We start from the raw sequence: 19,200 nt of genomic DNA, 5'->3' as shown, positions 1-19,200 counted from the left end.
CTATATAACAATTATAGTAAAAAATCCACGAAACTGTGAAACCAGAAAATTAGATACTCCCGGGAAATACAAATCACGTACGCTATTTGCATACAATTAAAAGAACAAAGAGAAAGAAGCCGATCGAAACGATCAGCTAATGTATGGATAAATTATTCAGGCTTCGTCCTTGATATCGATCTCAAGGTGAGTCGGGGACGGGAGCTTGTGGCCACCATGACGGAGGGCATCCTTTACTTTTTCAATGTTCTGCGCATTTGTGTAACAGGTGTAGATCTTCTGGCCTGGAATCACACGTGCTGCAGTTCCGACAGCCTTTCCAAAGGCAAGGCGCATACCCTGTGAAACACGGTCTGCACCTGCCCCGGTTGCCTGCTTGTTCTCACGCAGGACGTGGTGTGGATAGGTGCGCAGCTTCAGGTGATAGTTGCTCCTTCCAAGATCCTTGTTCAGCTTCCTGTTTATGCTCATACGTGCTGCTTCAAGAGCAGAGTGGCGTATCTGGCAGCTCTCATCCACAATAAGGTGGACAGACATTGGAAACTCGGCGGTAAGGTTACCCATATCAAACTGGACAACCTTGATACCCGGGACACCACCCATGTATTCCTTGCGGGTGTATGCCTTCTTTGCGAGTTTCCTGTACATGCAGTTTGGCTTTCTGACCATCGGACGTATCTCCTCAGTGGTATATGTGCTTTAGTAAATGGACAAAATTCCTATTAATCATTTGCCTGACGTGACTGTTCGTCGATAAGGCCGAGGACATCACGCCTCAGGTTCCCAAACTCCGGTGCAGTCCGATCCCTTGGACGTGGGATCGTTACCTGGACGACTGAACGAATCTTCCCCGGCCTTGAACTCATCACTACGATCCTATCAGAGAGGAAGACAGCTTCATCCACACTATGAGTGACAAAGAGGATCGTCTTCTTTGATCTTCCCCAGATCTCTAGGAGTTCAGACTGCATCTTATTACGGGTCTGTGCATCTAGTGCTCCGAACGGTTCATCCATAAGAAGCAGATCAGGATCATTTGCAAGTGCCCGGGCAATTGCAACACGTTGACGCATTCCTCCCGAGAGTTCATAGGGGAAACTCTTCTCAAACTGGTCGAGGCCAACTAATGATATGTACTTGCGCGCAAGTACATACCGCTTAACCTTTGAGAGCCCACGCATCTCCGGGCCAAATGCTACATTATCAAGAATATTACGCCAGGGGAAGAGTGAGTACTCCTGAAAAACCATCCCAACCCGGGGACTTGGACCCGAAATCTGGTTGCCATCAACCAGCACTGTTCCAGATGTAGCCTGATCCAGCCCTGCAATGATTCTCAACAGGGTGGTCTTCCCGCAACCCGACGGACCTACAAACGAGACAAACTCATCATCAGCGATTGAAAGGCTGACACCATCAATAGCCTGGACAGAGAGTCCATCATCACGGGTAAACTGCCTTGTTATCTCTGAAATCTCAACGCTCCCCATTAGTTTACCTCCCCAACACGCCAGCGCAGAAGACTGTGATCTATCCCGTATCTGAAGAGATAATCGATAAAGAGACCAATGAACCCGAGAAGCAGCATGTAAACAAGAACACTGTCCATCTGATGAAGATTGTAATACCACCAGATCTTCTGACCAAGCCCAAACCGTGATACTCCAAACATTTCAGCTGCAACAAGGCACATCCATGCTACACCGGATGCTATCCTGAAACCCGCAGCAAGATGAGGCAGGGCCGCGGGGAGGGCTATGTACCTAATAAGAGAGAGGCTGCTGGTACAGCCAAGCATCCTTCCTGCTTCTACAAAGACTCTTGGAACACTCCTGAATCCCTCATATGTATTGATGAGAATTGGAAAGACTGACCCAATAAATATGACAAAACCCGCGGAAAAATCCGTGAGTCCGAACCATACAATAGCAAACGGGATCCAGGCAAGAGGTGGAATCGGACGGATGATTTCAATAAGAGGATCAAGCAACCGGTTGACCTTCTCAAACCAGCCGATGCAGATACCGATTGGAACCCCTATTGCTAGGGCCAAAAGAAGACCTATGGCAAAATGCATCAGGCTGGTCCAGATATCTATCCATATTGTTCCACCTGCCCAGAGCTGGAGAAAAGCCGCAAAAGTGTCAGTGGCAGATGGCAGTATGAACTTGTTCCTGACGACATAATCTGCAACTACCTGCCAGAAGATGATTGCAGCTGCGAGCGAGATCACCAGCCAGACTGGTGAACGTTTCCCTGGCGATGTGTTTGTACCCATACCAATATCTCAATTATTCTGATGATGACACGACCCTGCATTCAGGTCATGATATCTTTGATTATATGTTACAGAAAAGAGCAGGAAAAAGTATGGGTATAAGTCTGAATGTCATTTGACTTTGTACCCTGTACCCAACCTCATTACTGGCTGATCTTTTTATAGAAACTGGTGTCGAAGAGATCCTGCTCGGTTACATTTTTCTTGATGTACCCGAGTGCCCGCTGCTCGGTTGCATACCCTGCGACAGACTTTGTGATAGTTGCCGGATCTGAAACCCACTGACCATCCCACTCTTTGAGTGAGCGTGTGATGGTTGAGACATTCATACCGGTCATGGATGCCATATACCCGGCTGCTTCTGCACTGTTCTTCTTGTTAAATTCAGTTGCATTCTGGTGAACAGAGAGCACTGCCTGGACAATGTCAGGGTGGTTGCGAATCATATCACCGCTTGCCACAAGGACGCAGCATGCATGCCCTGGGGCCATCTGTCCGGAATGAACAATGATCTTGCCTGCTCCGGCATCCTCAACAGTTGTTGGGGATGGTGCCGGAAGGAACGCAGCATCGACTTTACCGGCGATAATTGCGGTGGTTGCATCTCCCGGTCCCATTGCTACGATCTCAACATCCTTGGTGTCATCAAGACCCTGTTCTTTCAGCCAGGTCCGAAGGATGGTATCCTGAATGGTTCCTGCAGGGAATGTTGCAATCTTGAGGCCTTTCAGGTCAGACGGTTTTGTATAGTTCAGACCGTTCCGCAGTACCAGATCAGATCCCTGGGTCTGCACGGCTCCAATAATCTTTGCATCTAGACCGGTGGCAACAGCAGTCACAAATGGAGCTGAACCGGTATAGGCGAAATCAAGATCACCAGCGAGCATAGCCTGCATCTCCGGGGCACCTGTCGGGAAGTTGAATGGTTTCACTTCTTTGACGCCTGTTCCTAAGAGAGATTCATTATACATACCTTTACTGTAGGCTGTCATGAATGCCATCTGGTGAGTGCTTGGCTGGTACCCGATATTCAGGACTGTCTTTGGTCCTGACTGTGCTGCCTTTGCAGGTGCCTGGGTGGTATCAACCTTAACCGGGGCCGTTGTTTCTTTTGCTGCGGTTTCATTCTTCTGCGGTGCTGAAGTACAGCCGCAGAGGAATACCATTCCTGCCATAAGAGCAAGAACGACGAGAAGGGCGAATGTTCGCTTCATCATACACTCCTGTTGCACAAATCTGGGATGGGCAGAGACTTAAAATCGTCGTCGGGATTCCCGATAATCCAGAGAGATTTGCATTATGAGGGCAATTAATCCAGTTATTTTTTACCTTTAAAGACATCAGCGGAGGAAAGAGTGATCAAATGAATATTGATTCAGAGCAGGAAGGGAGACTATTTGAAAGGAGTTCTTAATCTTGTGCCCAACTCTTTGAGAGCTATACGATAACTAATTTGAAGTACGGACGGCGTATTGTAAGGAAGGATATTGGTTATTTTATGGCACGTAATCATCATCGTAGGATTTTTTTGGGGGCGAGTCATTGTTGAAGGCTAACTACAGACATTACAGAGGATAACCAGATGAAGGATGTGATAAGACAGGGCCGTCTCGGGGGAGAGAGGACCCATGATATTGAATCGTTCCTCTCATCAATGGATGCAGACCAGTTCATTGCAGAACCGGACCTTCTGGTCGATATGGCACACCTCCTCATGCTTGTGAGGCAGAAAATTGTCACAGAGGAGATTGCATCAGCCCTGATGAAGCCTCTGCTCAGGATGTACCAGGAAGGTGTTCCAGCCGATGCATTTGATGAGCAGTATGAAGACATTCATGCAGGGATTGAATCCGGGCTAACCAGGGAGGCGGGATCAGAGGCAGGAGGAAGACTGCACATAGGGAGATCACGCAACGACGAGGTTGCCACCTGCATCAGGATCAGATCACGGAATGAAATATTTGATCAACTTCATGCTCTCATCAGGCTTCGCAGAGTTCTCATCACCCGTGCACGTGAATTTGGTGAGACAATCATGCCGGGATTTACTCATCTCCAGCATGCCCAGCCCACTACCCTGGCTCATCATCTCCTTGCTTATGAGCAGGCATTCGGGCGTGATTTCTCCCGCCTGTCAGATTCACTTGCACGGGTAAACCTGTCTCCGCTAGGTGCTGCTGCGTTTGCATCAACCGGATACCCCATTGATCGGAAGATGACTGCAGACCTTCTCGGTTTCGACGGTATTGTTCTCAACACCATGGATGCAGTCGCCGGACGTGATACAGCAGGGGAGATTCTTGCTGTTGATACGATCCTCCTCACCACCCTTTCCCGGTTCTGTGAGGAACTCGTTATATGGAGCTCTGCCTTTGTAAGATTCGTGGATTTAAATGAGATATACTGCTCAACCAGCTCGATCATGCCTCAAAAGAAGAATCCTGACGTTGCTGAGATCCTCAGATCACGAGCAGGAAGCCTCCTGGGGGAGTTCGTATCAGCGATCACAATCACAAAAGGTCTCCCCATGTCATACAATCGCGACCTGCAGGATCTAAACCCTCACCTCTGGCGGGGTATCACCAGGATCAGGCGTGATATCGATCTGCTTGCCGGAATGATAAGGACTGCCCGGTTTGAGACTGACCGAATGGCAGAAGAGGCAGGAAAAGGTTTTTCAACCGCAACTGAGGTTGCGGATCAGTTAGTGAGGGAGTTTAATATTCCTTTCAGAACTGCACATCATATCGTCGGTCATGCAGTTCGTAAGGGAACAATGGATCTGAATACCCTTGATGAAGCAGCCATTGAAGTGACAGGGGCCAGTCTCTCATCCCGCGGTCTTACCCAGACAATAATAGATACTGCTCTTGACCCTGCTGTCGGAGTTAGTATAAGAAGATGGCCGGGCGGCCCGGCTCACTCCGCAACAGAAGAAGCAATTTTTGAACGGGAAAAGGTACTGGCAGAAGACGAGGCTGCACTTTTTGAGAGAGTGTCAAGAGTAGAAGAAGCGACAGCCCGCCTCATCAGGGAAGCGAAGAGGATAGCAGAGTCATGAGTACAAAAGAGAGTATGTTTGCAACCGGGGATCTGGTAAATTGCAGAATAGGGGGATCCAAAACAGAAGGATCATTTATCACCAGCCGTGATGGTATGGCTGTTGTAAAACTGGAATCTGGATATAATATCGGAGTCCCTGAAGGAGACTGTTCACTCATTTCCAGACCAGATGTTATGGAATCTGGTGAACCTGTAGAAGCAGCACAGAACCAGAATCTGCCCCAGGTTACTATTGTGTCAACCGGAGGAACGATCGCGAGCAGGATCGATTACCGGACAGGTGCTGTTACCAGCCAGTTCAGGGCTACTGATATCCTGCACGCAATACCCGGCCTTGCTTCAATAGCCCGGTTTCGTGCTATCCAGCTCTGCAATATCCTGTCTGAAAATATGACCCCTGCGATCTGGCAGCAGCTTGCCAGGGCAATCCATGAGGAAATCAAAGGGGGCGCAGAAGGAGTAATTGTAACACATGGAACTGACACCATGGCATACAGTGCAGCCGCGGTCAGTTTCATGGTTCAGACGCCGATTCCAATCATCTTTGTAGGTTCGCAGCGATCTGCAGACAGGCCAAGCAGTGATAACCTGATGAACGGTCTTTGCGCTGCAAAAGCTGCAATCTCTGATCTCGGAGAGGTGGCGGTTGTTATGCATGCAAACACAAGCGATGATATCTGTGCCATTCACCGGGGAACACGGGTTAGAAAGATGCACACCTCCAGGCGTGACGCATTCCAGAGCCATGGAGTTGCTCCTATCGGAACTGTTGCATATCCGGATCTTACTGTGTCACTCTCACCGGAAGCTATGAAAAGAGGTAGCAGGAGTCTTACGCTCGCGGATAACCTGGAGGAGCGGTGTGCACTCATCTCTTATTATCCAGGCATGGATCCTGCAATCCTTTCAGCGTATACCGGATACAAAGGGATCGTTCTGGCAGGAACCGGGCTTGGACATGTTAGCAGCCGGTTTATTGAGCGACTATCTGATCTGATCAGAGATGGAATGACAGTTGTCATGACATCACAATGCCTGCACGGGAGAGTTTGTGACCGGGTATACGACACTGGCCGGGATCTCCTCTCCATTAGTGTTATCGAAGGCGAGGATATGCTGCCCGAAGCTGCACTGGTTAAACTCATGTGGGTTCTGGGAAATACCACATCTACTGAGCAGGCGAAGGAGATGATCCAGGAGAGTCTAGTTGGTGAGATTGAAAGGAGGTCAGTAGCATGACTCAATCACCAACAGATTACGAAGGACTCGGTCTCATTGCCGGTCTGGAGATCCACCAGCAGCTCAATACAAAAACAAAACTCTTCTGCCGTTGCCCTACGACAATACGGGAGGCAGACGAAGCAAGCGGTGAATTCTTCCGGTATCTGCGGGCAACCAGATCAGAACTTGGAGAACTTGACCGCGCAGCCGAAGAAGAGATGATGCAGGTCAGGCGTTTTCGGTACCTGCAATATGACAGTACCTGCCTGGTTGAGAACGATGAGGAGCCACCAACCCCACTTAACAGGGAAGCCCTGGATATCGTTCTGACAATTGCCAAACTCACCGGTATGTCAGCGGTCCCTGAGATTCACACGATGCGCAAACTCGTCATTGATGGATCCAATACATCCGGATTCCAACGGACTGCCCTTGTTGCATTACATGGGCATCTTCCATCGGGGTCGATCATCGAGACTGTATGCCTTGAGGAAGAAGCAGCCCAGCGGCTTGAGGATGCAACCTTCTCATTAGATCGTCTCGGCATCCCTCTTATCGAGATTACTACCGCACCCTGCCTGCATACCCCGGAGGCAGTTCAGGAGACAGCAGCCGTTATTGGAATGTATCTCAGATCCACCGGACGAGTGAAGAGGGGTATCGGAACCATCAGGCAGGATGTCAATGTCTCGATCCGTGACGGAGGCAGGGTAGAGATTAAGGGAGTTCAGGAACTTGACCTCCTCGCTGAAGTTGTCAGACGTGAAGTGAGACGTCAGGTCGAACTTCTCGCTATCAGGGATGAACTCATTTCCCGTGGTGCAACAGTTGAGACCGATCCGGTTGACGTGACTCATCTTTTCAAAGAGAGCGGGAGCAAGATTCTGAAGAAGGCAAAAAAGATCCTTGCCATCAGACTCAATGGGTTTGCAGGACTTGTAGGCAGGGAGATCCAGCCGGGAAGACGTCTCGGTAGTGAGATGTCTGATTACGCAAAGAAATGTGGTGTCGGCGGTCTCTTCCATTCCGATGAACTACCAGCCTACGGTGTCACGGAAGAAGAGGTAGGAACACTGAAGAGCGCCCTTTCTGCAAAGGATGATGACTGTGTGATCATCGTTGCAGACACACCAGAAAAATGCAGATGTGCAATCAAGCAGATCATCAGGCGCGCAAACCTTGCATTTGAGGGTATTCCCAAGGAAACAAGAAAAATGCTTGACGAGGGATCCACAGCATACATGCGTCCTCTCCCTGGGGCTGCGCGCATGTACCCCGAGACTGATGTACTTCCAGTAAGGATCACGAGTGAGGACTGGGAAGAACTAAGCCTTCCAGAACTTCTCAGTGATAAGATCGAACGGTACATGCATGATTACAGGTTTGACAGAGAGGTAGCCAGGCAGATTGCATACTCAGAGCGATCACTAGCTTTTGAAGAGGCTGTGACTGCGGGCATCAAAGCGAGTATTGCTGAACGTGCATTCAATTCAACCCTGCGTGAACTGAGCAGAGAGGGAGTGAATGTGGATGCCGTAAGTGATTTCTCTATCAGGAATGTTCTTAACGCGATTCAGGAGGGCAGGGCTGCCAAGGAAGCAATGCCATCATTACTTACAGCCATTGCCGGAGGAAAAAATCTGGAGGATGCTCTTTCGACCCTTGCACCAGCAGTCTCTGCATCAGATCTTGATGGAATCGTTATGCGAATCGTTGAAGAGAGGATTGGATTTGTCAGGGAGAAGGGAGCAGCAGCTGCAGGCCCACTGATGGGTGTTGTCATGAAGGAAGTCAGGGGATCTGTTGACGGAAAAGCAGTAAGTCAGGCACTCCAGGCCGCCATTGCAAAAGTTCTGAATGCATAAGGCAGTAAGACGAGAATATGAATAACCTTTAATTGATGAGAACCAGCAATAGTATAGGCATTTTATAGGTGATCTGAATGGGCAAGACAGGCACAACAGAATGGAATCAGGTAAAAGGGAGCAAAGGTCAGATTAGACTTGTTCCCAGGAAAGAAGCAGCAGCCAAGAAGCCAGGGCCGAACCAGCGTTTCAAAGCGCAGGCTGCACTCAAGAAACTTGAGCGCAATGCCAGCCGCGGACGTGGTCGTGACGGAAGAGGAGGCGCAGCACCAGCAGGACGTGGAGGTCGCGGAGGACGCGGCGGTCGCGGAGGACGTTCAAGCCCGGGACAGCCACAGGATCTCAGGACCATGGCTGCCCGCCGCAGGATCACTAGACCAAAGGTCTCAATGCTCGGACCAAAAACCCGTTCTAAATAACCTGAATATCAGAACCCTTTTTTCTACCACCGCTGGCAGGCTACATTAAGTCTGCAGGATAGTAAGTACTATGGATAAGAAGCTTGCAGTATCTGCGTTTCAGTACGGGGAGCGATCCAAGTCAGAACTGATGATCGCTTCACAACTGATCACTGTTCTGTCAGGTCTGAAAGATGCTGAACGGGCAGGGGGCAGAAAGATTGTCCAGCAATGCCTCGAGTCAGTACGAATGGAACTTCAGTTCGCACTTCGTTCAACAAATTTGCAAGATTTTCAAAGGGCTATAGATGCTCTGAATGGAGCCATCAGTCTTGTTGAGAGCAATGATTTTGATGGCGCAGTCAGGCAGATTGGATCTTCCATCAGCGCTGCTACAACTGTGGCTCAGCACTCATGGCAGGAATTAGAAAAACATGAATTTATCTGATTTCGGACAGTTTCTTTCAGGCAGAACTTCAGTCAGACAGTATGAAGACCGGGAGATAGAGCCTGAACTTCTTGAAACAATCCTGAAACAGGCAGCAAAAGCCCCATCTGCAGGAAACGTAGAGTCATGGGATATCGTAGTTGTACGTGATCCCTCAGTGCGCGAATTTCTTTCAGATGCAGCACTGAACCAGGAACACATCGCACATGCACCCGTAGTCCTTGTGGTCTGTGCAAACTATGTGAGATCCATGGCACGGTACAGTGAAAGGGGCATACTCTATGCGCTCGAAGAGGCATCGATCGTTGCCACATATCTGATGCTCAGTGCACATGCTGCGGGTCTTGCAACCTGCTGGACAGCAGGGTTTGATGATGATCAGGTACGAGATATTCTTAAACTTCCAAACCACATCAGACCGGTCACACTGCTGGCACTCGGATACGGAGCCGAAGCAGCAATATCGCCTGCACGTAAGGACGTGTTGGAACATATACATCAGGACGAGTGGTAACCGGCATGCCGGCCCGTCTATAGTGAGAAGGAATGACAGATTATCTGGTAGTGCTGGAATCGGCATGGGTCATCAAAGATGTCAAATCAGTTGATGACGCGATCGGAATTGCAATCAGTGAAGCAGGAAAGAGACTCAATCCCACCGCCAAGTTTGTGGATGTCGAAGCAGGAGTGATAGCCTGCCCGTCCTGCGACGAAGAACTCCCTTGTGCATTACTCATTGCACGGACTGCTCTAGTGGGAATGCGGATGGAGATGAAAGTTTTCAAGGCCGACTCATCAGAGCATGCCGGGAGGATTGCGCGGTCAGTTATTGGAAAGGCCCTGCGTGATGTACCGCTTGAGATCGTGGAAGTGCAGGAGTTATGATAGAGGTCGTTGGACATACTGCGGTTGATCATATCTGCAAAGTATCACACCTTCCATTACCCAATGCATCTGCATCGGTTCTTGAACGGAAGGTATTCTTTGGAGGGGGAGCTGCAAACATCGCAGCCGGAATATCAGTACTCGGAGGTGATGTTGCCCTCATCAGCGCGGTGGGTGGCGAATTTGCCGGTAGTGAGTATGACAGGTGGATGGATAAACTAAAAATTGACAAGCGGTTTTTCGTGGTTCCAACGGCTAACACTGCCACGGCATTCATGTTCACCGATCCTCAAGGCGCGCAGATGACCTTCTTCGAGTGGGGAGCCTCACGGGCATTTGAAACTGAACAGGCACCGAAGCTTGAGTTTGTCCACATGGCTACTGCAGATCCTGCATTCAATGTAAGGGTTGCAGAAAAGGCAGAATTTGCAAGTTTTGATCCTGGTCAGGATATTCACCGGTACACCAGGGAACACCTGCAGGTGATCCTTGAGAATATCGATATTCTGATAGCGAACCATCATGAGTACAGCGGAATGTGTAAAACGCTCGGAATTTCTCATGCAGATCTGATAAAACAGGTTCCAATTGCAATCGAGACGAGAAGTGCAGAAGGATGCCAAATCACAGAGCAGGGTAATACCACCACCATTCCTGCAGTGACTGTATCATGTGTGGATCCAACCGGGGCAGGAGATGGTTTTCGAGCCGGGTTTCTTACTGCCTATGCCGAAGGATATGATACCATAACATCGGCAAAGATCGGAACAATAACAGCTTCATTTGTTGTGGAACATGTGGGATGCCAGACAGCACTTGCAGATCGGGCACGCATGAAAGATAGGTACACCGATACATTCGGCAAGTTATCTGAACCACAAAGACCGAGACGCACCTGAACGGAGGAGTATGCAACAGGGGAGGACAGAGAGCGCGGTTAAGATAGAATCGATGTCCCGGTACATCTTCACAGCACCTGGATGGCCAAAATCAATTATTATTCTTGTTCTTCTCGGACTGCTCATTGAGGCAATATCATGGCGCCTCTCACCGCAGTACCGCTTCTTTGGAATTTTCTGTTTTATCATACCTGGACTTGTCGCACTCATAACAACCCGCCCCCTGATCACCATAATCGGCAGGCAGATGACATGGAACCGAAGCGCACTGCTCGCGGTATCATGTACCCTTTTCTCTACTCTCATTACACTGATTGGCCTTATCGCACTCAGGGAATTTCTGGCCCTCATCTTTGCAATAGCACTGGGATTCATCTTTGGCATCAGACTTTTGACTCTGGTTTCAATCGCAGATTACCGGATGAACCGGGTGATTATGCCAGCGCTCATCCAGAGCCTTACCGGTTACGTGGGTGGCCTGTTCATCTTTCCCCAGCCATTTTTGACTCTTGCACCGATCCTGTTTCTCCTCTTTGGAACCGGGTTTGCCATTCTGATATGGCTTATTGATCGGCCGCTATACCGGGCATTCAGGATTAGGGGACTTGAGTTTCTCAACGCATTTATTGCACATCTGACCGATGGGTCCCGGAGCATGGAGGATTTCTTCCGTAGGATTGGAGAGGAGGCATTTGTCCCACAGGTGAGTATATTCTTCAGGCGCGAAGGAAAGCAGGACCTCATCTTTACAATTCCAAATGTTCATCCCGGACCAATGGGTGAGATCGGTGGTGGAAACCTCCCTGCAATACTGCGCGAGCAGTTCGATGAGGAAGTAATGGTAGCACACGGGTGTGCAACCCATGACTTTAATCTCGTCTCTGAGTCAGAGATCCAAAAACTGGTTGATGCCGTCAACAAAACACGAACCCACCTTGAGTATACCGGAGTTGCCTGCAAATCAACACGGATTAGCGAAGGGACAGTCTCACTCCTGTATCAGAGGATCGGAAATGCTCTCCTGATGGTCAGTACCCGCTCCCCTGACAAGACTGAAGATCTCGATTTCTGTATCGGTCATTCAATTCTGTGTGAAGGACACCGGATGACCCAACACATCGGATTTGTTGATGCTCACAACTGTATCGGTGATGAGATCGCATCAATCAGACCTGGAACAAAGACAGCACATGAGTACTTCACTGCTGCATGCCACGCCTTTGATCAGTGGGAGGTAATGCAGACATCTGCCCTCAAGGTGGGGTATACACACATCCCTCTTCCATACGGACGAACATCAGGCATTGGTGACATAGGCCTTCAGGTTCTGGTTGTTGAAGTCAGCGGTCAAAAAACTGCATATATTCTCCTTGATGGCAATAATATGGCATCAGGAGCACGTGAGGAGATCAGAGATGAAGTTCTCACCATGGTCGACGAGGCGGAAATAATGACCACTGATACCCATGTCGTGAACACAATATCAGGAAAGAATCCAGTAGGTCTGCGTGTTCCTCCAACTACGCTGATCCCATATATTGACGATGGTGTTATCAAAGCACTTGAGGATCTTTCACCCGCAACAGCGGCAGGTAGTACTGCATCATGCGAAGGTGTCGTGATTTTTGGATCAGACTCTATTGCCCAGCTCGCAAGTATTGTAAATACGATCCTGATTTACATCATTCCAATCAGTGGAGGAATGCTTCTACTGGCTGTAGTCCTATCAGTTATAGCATACATGGCTCTCTCCTGATTGCCAGGGAGGAAGTGAATATGAACATGCATATCCAACTCAACATGATGATTTGTCAGTCAGGGAGAAGATAATGAGTTATCATCCACCTATTTCCATCCTTCCGGCAGGATCTGATCTCGGTGCCTATAAGGCTCAGCTCCCGGCATGGAATCTTCTGCTCAGGTCAGCAATGTCAGGGGCGTACATTGGGATGGGGGCAGCTCTGATGGTCGCTGTCACAACCGGAATGGAACTGACACTAGGCGCAGGCTTGGTCAGATTCATTGGAGGGGCCGTCTTCCCACTCGGTGTGATCCTGACTGTTCTGACCGGTGCAGAGCTCTTCACAGGAGATGCAATGTTAGCACCACTTGCGGCCTGCAGAAACCAGATCTCCTGGCTGATGGTTGTTCGTCTCTGGGTATTGGCGTGGGCAGGAAACTTCATTGGAGCAATCTTTTTCGCTGCGATTATGTCAGCAGGACCACTGACATTCACTGATTCATCCGGGTTTACCAGCGCAACAGTAGCAGGTATTTCCACGGTAAGTATCGCCACTGCAAAATGTAGCACAATGGGTCTCGGGGGGTTCTTTTCTCTATTCGTAGGGTCACTTGCTGCCGGATGGCTGGTGAACCTGGGAGTTCTCCTCGCGTTATGCGCTGATGATGTCATAGGGAAAATCATGGGAATCTGGTTCCCGGTTATGGCAATGATGGCAAGTGGCCTTGATCATGCTGTAACGAACATGTACCTTATTCCAGCAGGGCTCCTAACCGCAGGAGACCTTACACCACTTCAGGTCGCGCAGGTAGGTCCAGGGATTGCAAACCTTGGATGGAGCACTATGTGGAATAACCTAATCCCAGCCTCTCTTGGAAACCTGATTGGTGGCCTGTTCTTTGTTGGGCTGTTATACTGGCTTTCGTTTAAAAAAGAACTCGAGGGGTAGATTCTAACCTCATTGATTCATTCGATGTAATCCTCATACCGGTGAACATGGCAACTGACCGGAAACGGGATGCCAATCGTAGAGATGATCGCATCACCGCGATCGAGGGTTTGAATCTCCAGATCCAGCACCCGGAGATCATGTTTTGCAGACGATGCAATTGTCTCTCTATCTTGGCGGTCTGCAAGCCCCATGATCACAAACGTGTTCATCTGGGCAAGAACACGTGGATCAATATTTTTTGGCTGCTGCGTAACAGCACACAAACCCACACCAAATTTTCTTCCTTCCATTGCAATCTGTCTGAATATTCCCGTCTTCTCTGATTCCATTGAGAGCACCCGCTGTGCCTCTTCAATGGTCAGAAGTACCCGGTGAGGTTCATCCTCACCAGCTCGACCAGATTGAACAACGTTTTTGTACTTATGCAGTACAGCCCGAGAGATGACAGAGAGGAGGAATAATTCTGCAACCTCACTCATGCGGGGAATATCGATCAATACCACTTTGTTTGCCAGAAGGTCTTCAATGATATCGGGGACAGATGATGTAGTTTTGTGTAGAAAGGCAGAGGAGATATCTATAAGAGTCTGAATCTGGCGCTGAACCACCCGAAGTGCGTCTGGGTTTGCACTTCTAACACGCTGGGCAATATCCTGGTGATCACCGATGTGCGCAGTTGTTTTAACATGTGAAGGGAGTGACTCAACATCCTCGTTCACGAAAAAGTCGATTATGTCATGACCGGGGAACGGGGTGAGAAGGTTCATGACTTCACGCTCTGTTGGAAGAAGGTCAAAGAGAAGTGTCAGATCAGTGATATCCATGTCATCATGGCTGATCAATAGTTGTTTCATATCAAGTTCAGTCCTGACATTTTCATTCTGAATAGAGAAGACAGAGAGACCGGTATCTGCATCATGATGATGAAGCAGTCCGCGACTTTCAAAATCAGAACTCATTCCTGCCGCATACTCCCCATGCGGGTCGATGATGAGAAGTCCAAATAACCGCGCAGAGATAGCTGAAGCACAGAAGACCTTCATGTAGTTGCTTTTCCCCATACCAGTAGTGGCAAAAACACCCATGTGCTGTGAGAGAACTCTGGCAGGTATCCGTACCGGAAGTTCAGGGATCGGTCGCTGACCGCTGACTACGAGCCCGACCTCGATCTCACCCATAAACCTGTTCAGATAGGTGATATCTTCAGGGGCTAATGTTCTTACAGGAGAATACCGGGATGGCATGATTCTGGGACGCCTGAAAACCTCATCCACTCCAATGCATCCTATCGGGTACGCTGAAATTACCAGCGAAGTATCATCTAATGAATCACCAGTGCATGACTGTTCATCATGCCCAATGCCAGTTATCCGTGCAAAAAAACGTGTCCGGTTCTGCTGATCATCAACCACCACCAGATCTCCAATACTCATAGGGGAGGCAGCCGGGGCCCGGAAGACATAATGAAGAACATTGGTACCGGTGAGTCTGTTGTCCAGCAACCTGCCACTACTCATAAGTACTGATACAGATTCTTCCTGATAAGAGCGTATGGGATCATCCCTGCCCGAGAAAAAGAGAGCAGGTAGATAACAATATTCATCACATTGTATATCCACGTGAGGGGGCTGTTGCCCGGTTTCCAATATGTCAAGAAGAGTAGCAGAGGCAGTATTTCAGGGGTTGTTCCTGCTTTGTGAGATAAGAGGGGTGCTTCGGGAGACCGCTCCCCACCACCGGCTATCAGCAGATCAGAAGGTAAAAACAGCAAAAACTCTAGAGAAACTTGAGAAACAGATCAGCATTCTGAAAGAGGAACTGGTATCATGAACTGTGGTGAAGGGATTGACACCAGGCTAATAGAAGAACTCTATATCAACCTGGACCCAATCCAGGCAGGGGGGAGACTGACTGTTGATGCCATGAAAGCGGTTCTCGCGTACGGGGATGGTTACTCGGTATGTGATAACTGCGAGAAACCTTTTAGACTGGATTGTATCAAAAAACCACCTCTCGCTAAGTTCCATGATGACCTTGCTGATTTTGTCAACATGGATGTTGCGAGGCTTGTGCCCGGAGCCAGACGCGGGTTTCAGGCAGTCGCAGATACGGTTGTGAACAAAGGAGATCCGGTACTCCTTACAGCCTTCTCGCATTACACCGAGTTTCTCTCGGTCGAACAGGCCGGGGGGATCCCCCATGAGGTACCACCAGATGATTCGCAAATCATTACTGCAGATGCCGTTGCAGGGAGAATTGAGGAGATCACCCGTTCAGCCGGGAGACCACCAGCCCTTCTGTACGTGGAAGAGGTGGATTACCAGTTTGGTAACCTCCATCCAGTACAGGAGATCACAAAGATTGCCCATCAGTATGATGTGCCGATTCTATGTAACGGAGCATATACAGTTGGGGTCATGCCAGTAGATGGGAAAAAGATTGGCGCTGATTTTCTCGTGGGTTCTGGGCACAAAAGCATGGCTGCTCCAGCGCCGTCAGGTATGCTTGCCACAACTTCAGAGTGGGCGGATAAACTCTTCAGGACCACACAGGCAAAAGGCGACATCACAGGCAGGACCTTTGGAGTCAAGGAAGTGGAGATGATGGGATGCACGCTGATGGGTGTTACGTCAGTTGGAATGATGGCTTCATTCCCACATGTTCGGGAGCGAGTGAATCAATTCGATCAGCATCTGAAGCGGTGTAACCAGATTGTTGATGCCCTTTGTTCAATTGAAGGTACAAAGGTGATAAGTGAGTACCCGCGAAAACACCCGCTCACCAGGATGAATACAACCGAATCGTTTGACAAAGTTGCAAAGACACACAAAAAGAAAGGGTTCTTTTTGCTTAGTGCTCTTCGTGAGAGGGGAATTACCGGGATCATTGCAGGGTCAACTAAGGTCTGGAAATTTAACCCATACGGGCTCACTGAAGAGCAGGCACAATATGTAGGAGATATGTTTGTAGAGATTGCAAAAGAAGAAGGATTATCTGTACAGGCATAGCCTAGCCCACGCAGATACCTGGTTTCTCTTCTTTTAATGTCCAGAGAGTTCGGACCTAATTTTTCCGTTCAATGCAACAACTTTCTCCCGGTCATCCAGAAGAGAGGGTATCATAGATCTGATGTGCAGTCGCTCCTCAAGATCCCTGATCAGATTACTATCTGCTGCAGTTGCAGGTTTTGACGGAACAACCCCACAGGACGTGTTACCAGGATCATTGGTGAAGGTCCCGATTTTTCTCGCAAGTGATATAATATCCTCTTTATCATATCCGATGAGCGGCCGTAGAACTGGGATGGTCACTGAAGATGATATTGTCACAATATTCCGCAGAGTCTGGGTAGCGACCTGACCAAGATTATCACCGGTCACAATAGCCTGATTTTTCCACTGCGCTGCAAACGTTTCAGCAAGCATAAGCATTCCACGTTTACACAGAACACACCGATAGCGCGGCTCACAATCATTCATGAGCAGATCATACAATGGCTGGGCATGGATAATATGCAGGGAAAGGCTGATTCCCGGAACCCATGATGAAAGTGCGACAAGATTGCGAAGGACATTGTCATTGCAGTCGCAGCCTGCCCATGTACCTGTGTCAATATACAGGAAACTTACCTTTACACCCCGCTTCATCATCATCCAGCTTGCAACAGGAGAGTCAATTCCTGCGGAGATAAGAGATAGAACAGAGCCCTGGGTACCGTATGGCAAACCCCCCGGACCGGGTATCCGTATATCATACGCTATCCCCCCCTCTTTCCGTGCTTCAAGATAAATCTCATAATCCGGATGAGTGAGATCAACCCGTACTCCAGGTACAGATTCAAGTACTGCTCCGCCTGCTTCTGCTCCGAGTTCCTGACTGGTGAAACCAGGAACCTGATCACGTCGTGCCCGGATTGCAAAACTCATTCCTGATTTCAGATTTCGGGATGCAAGTTTCCCGGCAGTTTCACATAGAGCAGGGATTGATGAGTCAGTCAGAAGAGCAGGGGCAATATCCACTATGCCAAAGATGTGGCTCAGGAGAGGAATCATTGCTTCCGGAGTATTAGAACTGACAAGAATCCGGCTCCTGTTATCCACCAGAGTGTATTCTATTTCATGACTTGACAGAGCAGATCTGATATTGCCAATGAGCACTTTCATGAACTGTCGCCTAACCGGCTCACTCTTCAGAAAGAGTTCACCAAAGCGGATCATAACAGCGCCGGACTTTCCATTCTCCATTGAATGCTCATACATTGGCGCTACCCGTGATAGGTAGTTTGTGTCATGAAAAGGCTAATCATCCCGAAGATAAAGAAGATGGTCAGACCTTTTGATCAGGAACAAAGACTATACGATCAGACGGTCAGGTGTACGTAATGGCTCCAAAAAAGAAGAAGGACGCTGCCTCTGCTCAGGATGAAGCGCCGCTGAAGCTCTTTTATATATTCTACAGCCAGGAGCGCTGGGAGAATTGGCTCAAAGCACTCAGCGAGGCTGATTTTGAGGGTAGTGCAGATGATGATGAGATGCCTGAAGGATTTCAGTTGCTCTCAAGTTTTAACCAGGACATCTGCATCGAAGTACTGAAGATTGTAAAACTCTACCAGAACAATCGGTTTACCAAGGAAGAAGCTCTCCAGCGGATTAGTGACGTTGAAGAGATTGTCTTGAATCAAACCGTTGAAGGGGATATTGAAGAGGTCATTGCTTCACTTCAGTTCTCAATGCTCGTGCTCTTTGCAGCGACGAGAAAGTTCCTGGAAGGTGGATTTGACGAGGATATCAAAGCACTTGTGAAGAAAGGAAAGTCCATAGACGAAGAACAGATGGAAGAAGTTCTCGAAGTTGCTGCCACAATCGGTGCGAATGTTATCAACGGGAAATCATGCTGTGGACGCTATATCAAAGAGAGCGATGATCCAGGGATGTTCGATGAGTGGCTTATAGAAGTTGAGACCATTAACGAGGCACTAGCGACCCTGAAAAACTTTGATGAGGAAGCAGGCGAAAGTTCGTGATTGCAGCACGGGCACGTCTGCGGTATCACCGGCAACTTGGAAGATTAGTGGGATACCGGCTGCCTGAAGGAGCCTTTCATGGGGCGGTGATTGAGGCATTATTCTCAATCCCCTACGACGGCTTTGACCGCCCGACCCGTGAACAGATTATGGCTTTTTTAAAAGCCTTTGTAAACTGTAAATGCAGAGAAAGCCCGAACTGTGGGTGCCCTGAACGAAAGTTTGCTATTGAGATCATCGAACTACGTGAGTCAGGACTAGATCACCGGCAAATCAGCGAATTTATTTTAGAAGAGTACGGGATAGAGATCTATGCCGCTGACATTCTTAGTTATCTCGAAGAATCAGTTCATCTGCTTGAAGCAATCCGAGATGTTGCAGAGCAGACAAAAATTCGTCAGGTTCAGATAAGGACCGAGGATCATAT

Annotated in this window: 20 protein-coding genes; 14 read left to right on the top strand and 6 right to left on the bottom strand. The window is 48.8% G+C overall.

Going from position 1 to position 19,200, the window contains the following annotated elements:
• Positions 1-156: 156 nt before the first annotated feature.
• The 4 genes from VN429_RS07945 to VN429_RS07930 all read right to left on the bottom strand — a co-directional run bounded on the left by VN429_RS07945 (position 157) and on the right by VN429_RS07930 (position 3,495).
• The gene (locus VN429_RS07945) at positions 157-669 is read right to left on the bottom strand and encodes a 50S ribosomal protein L16 (RefSeq protein ID WP_325631838.1); all 513 of its coding nucleotides are present in this window, start codon (positions 667-669) and stop codon (positions 157-159) included.
• A 53-nt stretch (positions 670-722) separates the two neighbouring features.
• The gene (locus VN429_RS07940; RefSeq protein WP_325631836.1) at positions 723-1,490 is read right to left on the bottom strand and encodes an ABC transporter ATP-binding protein; all 768 of its coding nucleotides are present in this window, start codon (positions 1,488-1,490) and stop codon (positions 723-725) included.
• Complete coding sequence (locus VN429_RS07935) at positions 1,490-2,278, bottom strand: ABC transporter permease (RefSeq protein WP_325631834.1); 789 nt, start codon at positions 2,276-2,278, stop codon at positions 1,490-1,492. The genes VN429_RS07940 and VN429_RS07935 overlap by 1 nt, the downstream gene beginning before the upstream one ends.
• Before the next feature lie 143 nt (positions 2,279-2,421).
• Positions 2,422-3,495 carry an ABC transporter substrate-binding protein gene (locus VN429_RS07930; protein WP_325631831.1) on the bottom strand — a complete coding sequence of 358 codons (1,074 nt, stop codon included), beginning with the start codon at positions 3,493-3,495 and terminating at the stop codon, positions 2,422-2,424.
• Positions 3,496-3,860: 365 nt separating this feature from the next.
• On the opposite strand from VN429_RS07930, the gene argH reads away from it, so the two are divergent.
• From argH to VN429_RS07880, 10 genes are all read left to right on the top strand, one after another.
• Entirely contained in the window at positions 3,861-5,339 is a 1,479-nt protein-coding gene (gene argH / locus VN429_RS07925; protein WP_325631828.1) for an argininosuccinate lyase, read from the top strand.
• On the top strand, positions 5,336-6,580 hold the full coding sequence (gatD, locus tag VN429_RS07920) for a Glu-tRNA(Gln) amidotransferase subunit GatD (RefSeq protein ID WP_325631826.1): 1,245 nt from the start codon (positions 5,336-5,338) through the stop codon (positions 6,578-6,580). The genes argH and gatD overlap by 4 nt, the downstream gene beginning before the upstream one ends.
• Positions 6,577-8,427, top strand: a complete 1,851-nt coding sequence (gene gatE / locus VN429_RS07915) for a Glu-tRNA(Gln) amidotransferase subunit GatE (RefSeq protein ID WP_325631824.1) — start codon at positions 6,577-6,579, stop codon at positions 8,425-8,427. The genes gatD and gatE overlap by 4 nt, the downstream gene beginning before the upstream one ends.
• Before the next feature lie 77 nt (positions 8,428-8,504).
• Positions 8,505-8,846 (top strand): DUF5350 domain-containing protein, encoded by a 342-nt coding sequence (locus tag VN429_RS07910; protein ID WP_109968325.1) that lies wholly within the window; start codon positions 8,505-8,507, stop codon positions 8,844-8,846.
• Between the two features lie 70 nt (positions 8,847-8,916).
• Positions 8,917-9,273: a hypothetical protein gene (locus tag VN429_RS07905; RefSeq protein WP_325631821.1), complete on the top strand. Its 357-nt coding sequence runs from the start codon at positions 8,917-8,919 to the stop codon at positions 9,271-9,273.
• Positions 9,260-9,787, top strand: a complete 528-nt coding sequence (locus VN429_RS07900) for a nitroreductase family protein (RefSeq protein WP_325631818.1) — start codon at positions 9,260-9,262, stop codon at positions 9,785-9,787. Before VN429_RS07905 ends, VN429_RS07900 begins: the two co-directional genes overlap by 14 nt.
• Before the next feature lie 32 nt (positions 9,788-9,819).
• Positions 9,820-10,158, top strand: a complete 339-nt coding sequence (locus tag VN429_RS07895; RefSeq protein ID WP_109968328.1) for a DUF555 domain-containing protein — start codon at positions 9,820-9,822, stop codon at positions 10,156-10,158.
• Positions 10,155-11,057: a carbohydrate kinase family protein gene (locus VN429_RS07890; protein ID WP_325631814.1), complete on the top strand. Its 903-nt coding sequence runs from the start codon at positions 10,155-10,157 to the stop codon at positions 11,055-11,057. The genes VN429_RS07895 and VN429_RS07890 overlap by 4 nt, the downstream gene beginning before the upstream one ends.
• 10 nt (positions 11,058-11,067) lie before the next feature.
• Positions 11,068-12,813, top strand: coding sequence for a DUF2070 family protein (locus VN429_RS07885; protein ID WP_325631812.1), 1,746 nt, complete (start codon positions 11,068-11,070; stop codon positions 12,811-12,813).
• Between the two features lie 73 nt (positions 12,814-12,886).
• Complete coding sequence (locus tag VN429_RS07880) at positions 12,887-13,747, top strand: formate/nitrite transporter family protein (RefSeq protein ID WP_325631810.1); 861 nt, start codon at positions 12,887-12,889, stop codon at positions 13,745-13,747.
• Between the two features lie 17 nt (positions 13,748-13,764).
• Here VN429_RS07880 and VN429_RS07875 read toward each other — a convergent pair whose 3' ends face one another.
• Positions 13,765-15,267, bottom strand: a complete 1,503-nt coding sequence (locus tag VN429_RS07875) for an ATP-binding protein (RefSeq protein ID WP_325631808.1) — start codon at positions 15,265-15,267, stop codon at positions 13,765-13,767.
• Positions 15,268-15,397: 130 nt separating this feature from the next.
• On the opposite strand from VN429_RS07875, the gene VN429_RS07870 reads away from it, so the two are divergent.
• The gene (locus tag VN429_RS07870) at positions 15,398-15,580 is read left to right on the top strand and encodes a hypothetical protein (protein WP_325631805.1); all 183 of its coding nucleotides are present in this window, start codon (positions 15,398-15,400) and stop codon (positions 15,578-15,580) included.
• On the top strand, positions 15,577-16,758 hold the full coding sequence (gene pscS, locus VN429_RS07865; protein WP_325631803.1) for an O-phospho-L-seryl-tRNA:Cys-tRNA synthase: 1,182 nt from the start codon (positions 15,577-15,579) through the stop codon (positions 16,756-16,758). Before VN429_RS07870 ends, pscS begins: the two co-directional genes overlap by 4 nt.
• Positions 16,759-16,791: 33 nt before the next feature.
• On the opposite strand, the gene thiI is transcribed toward pscS, so the two are convergent.
• Positions 16,792-18,009 (bottom strand): tRNA uracil 4-sulfurtransferase ThiI, encoded by a 1,218-nt coding sequence (thiI, locus tag VN429_RS07860; RefSeq protein WP_325631801.1) that lies wholly within the window; start codon positions 18,007-18,009, stop codon positions 16,792-16,794.
• A 122-nt stretch (positions 18,010-18,131) separates the two neighbouring features.
• Here thiI and VN429_RS07855 point away from each other — a divergent pair, with 122 nt between their 5' ends.
• The gene (locus VN429_RS07855) at positions 18,132-18,773 is read left to right on the top strand and encodes a DUF2150 family protein (protein ID WP_325631798.1); all 642 of its coding nucleotides are present in this window, start codon (positions 18,132-18,134) and stop codon (positions 18,771-18,773) included.
• Positions 18,770-19,200 (top strand): DUF5814 domain-containing protein (locus tag VN429_RS07850; RefSeq protein WP_325631795.1); only part of this gene is annotated, 431 nt, incomplete at its 3' end. The genes VN429_RS07855 and VN429_RS07850, both read left to right, overlap by 4 nt.

The sequence above is a fragment of the Methanospirillum sp. genome, from assembly GCF_035560735.1.
GTDB lineage: Archaea > Halobacteriota > Methanomicrobia > Methanomicrobiales > Methanospirillaceae > Methanospirillum.
This window is presented reverse-complemented; position numbering and strand designations above follow the sequence as displayed.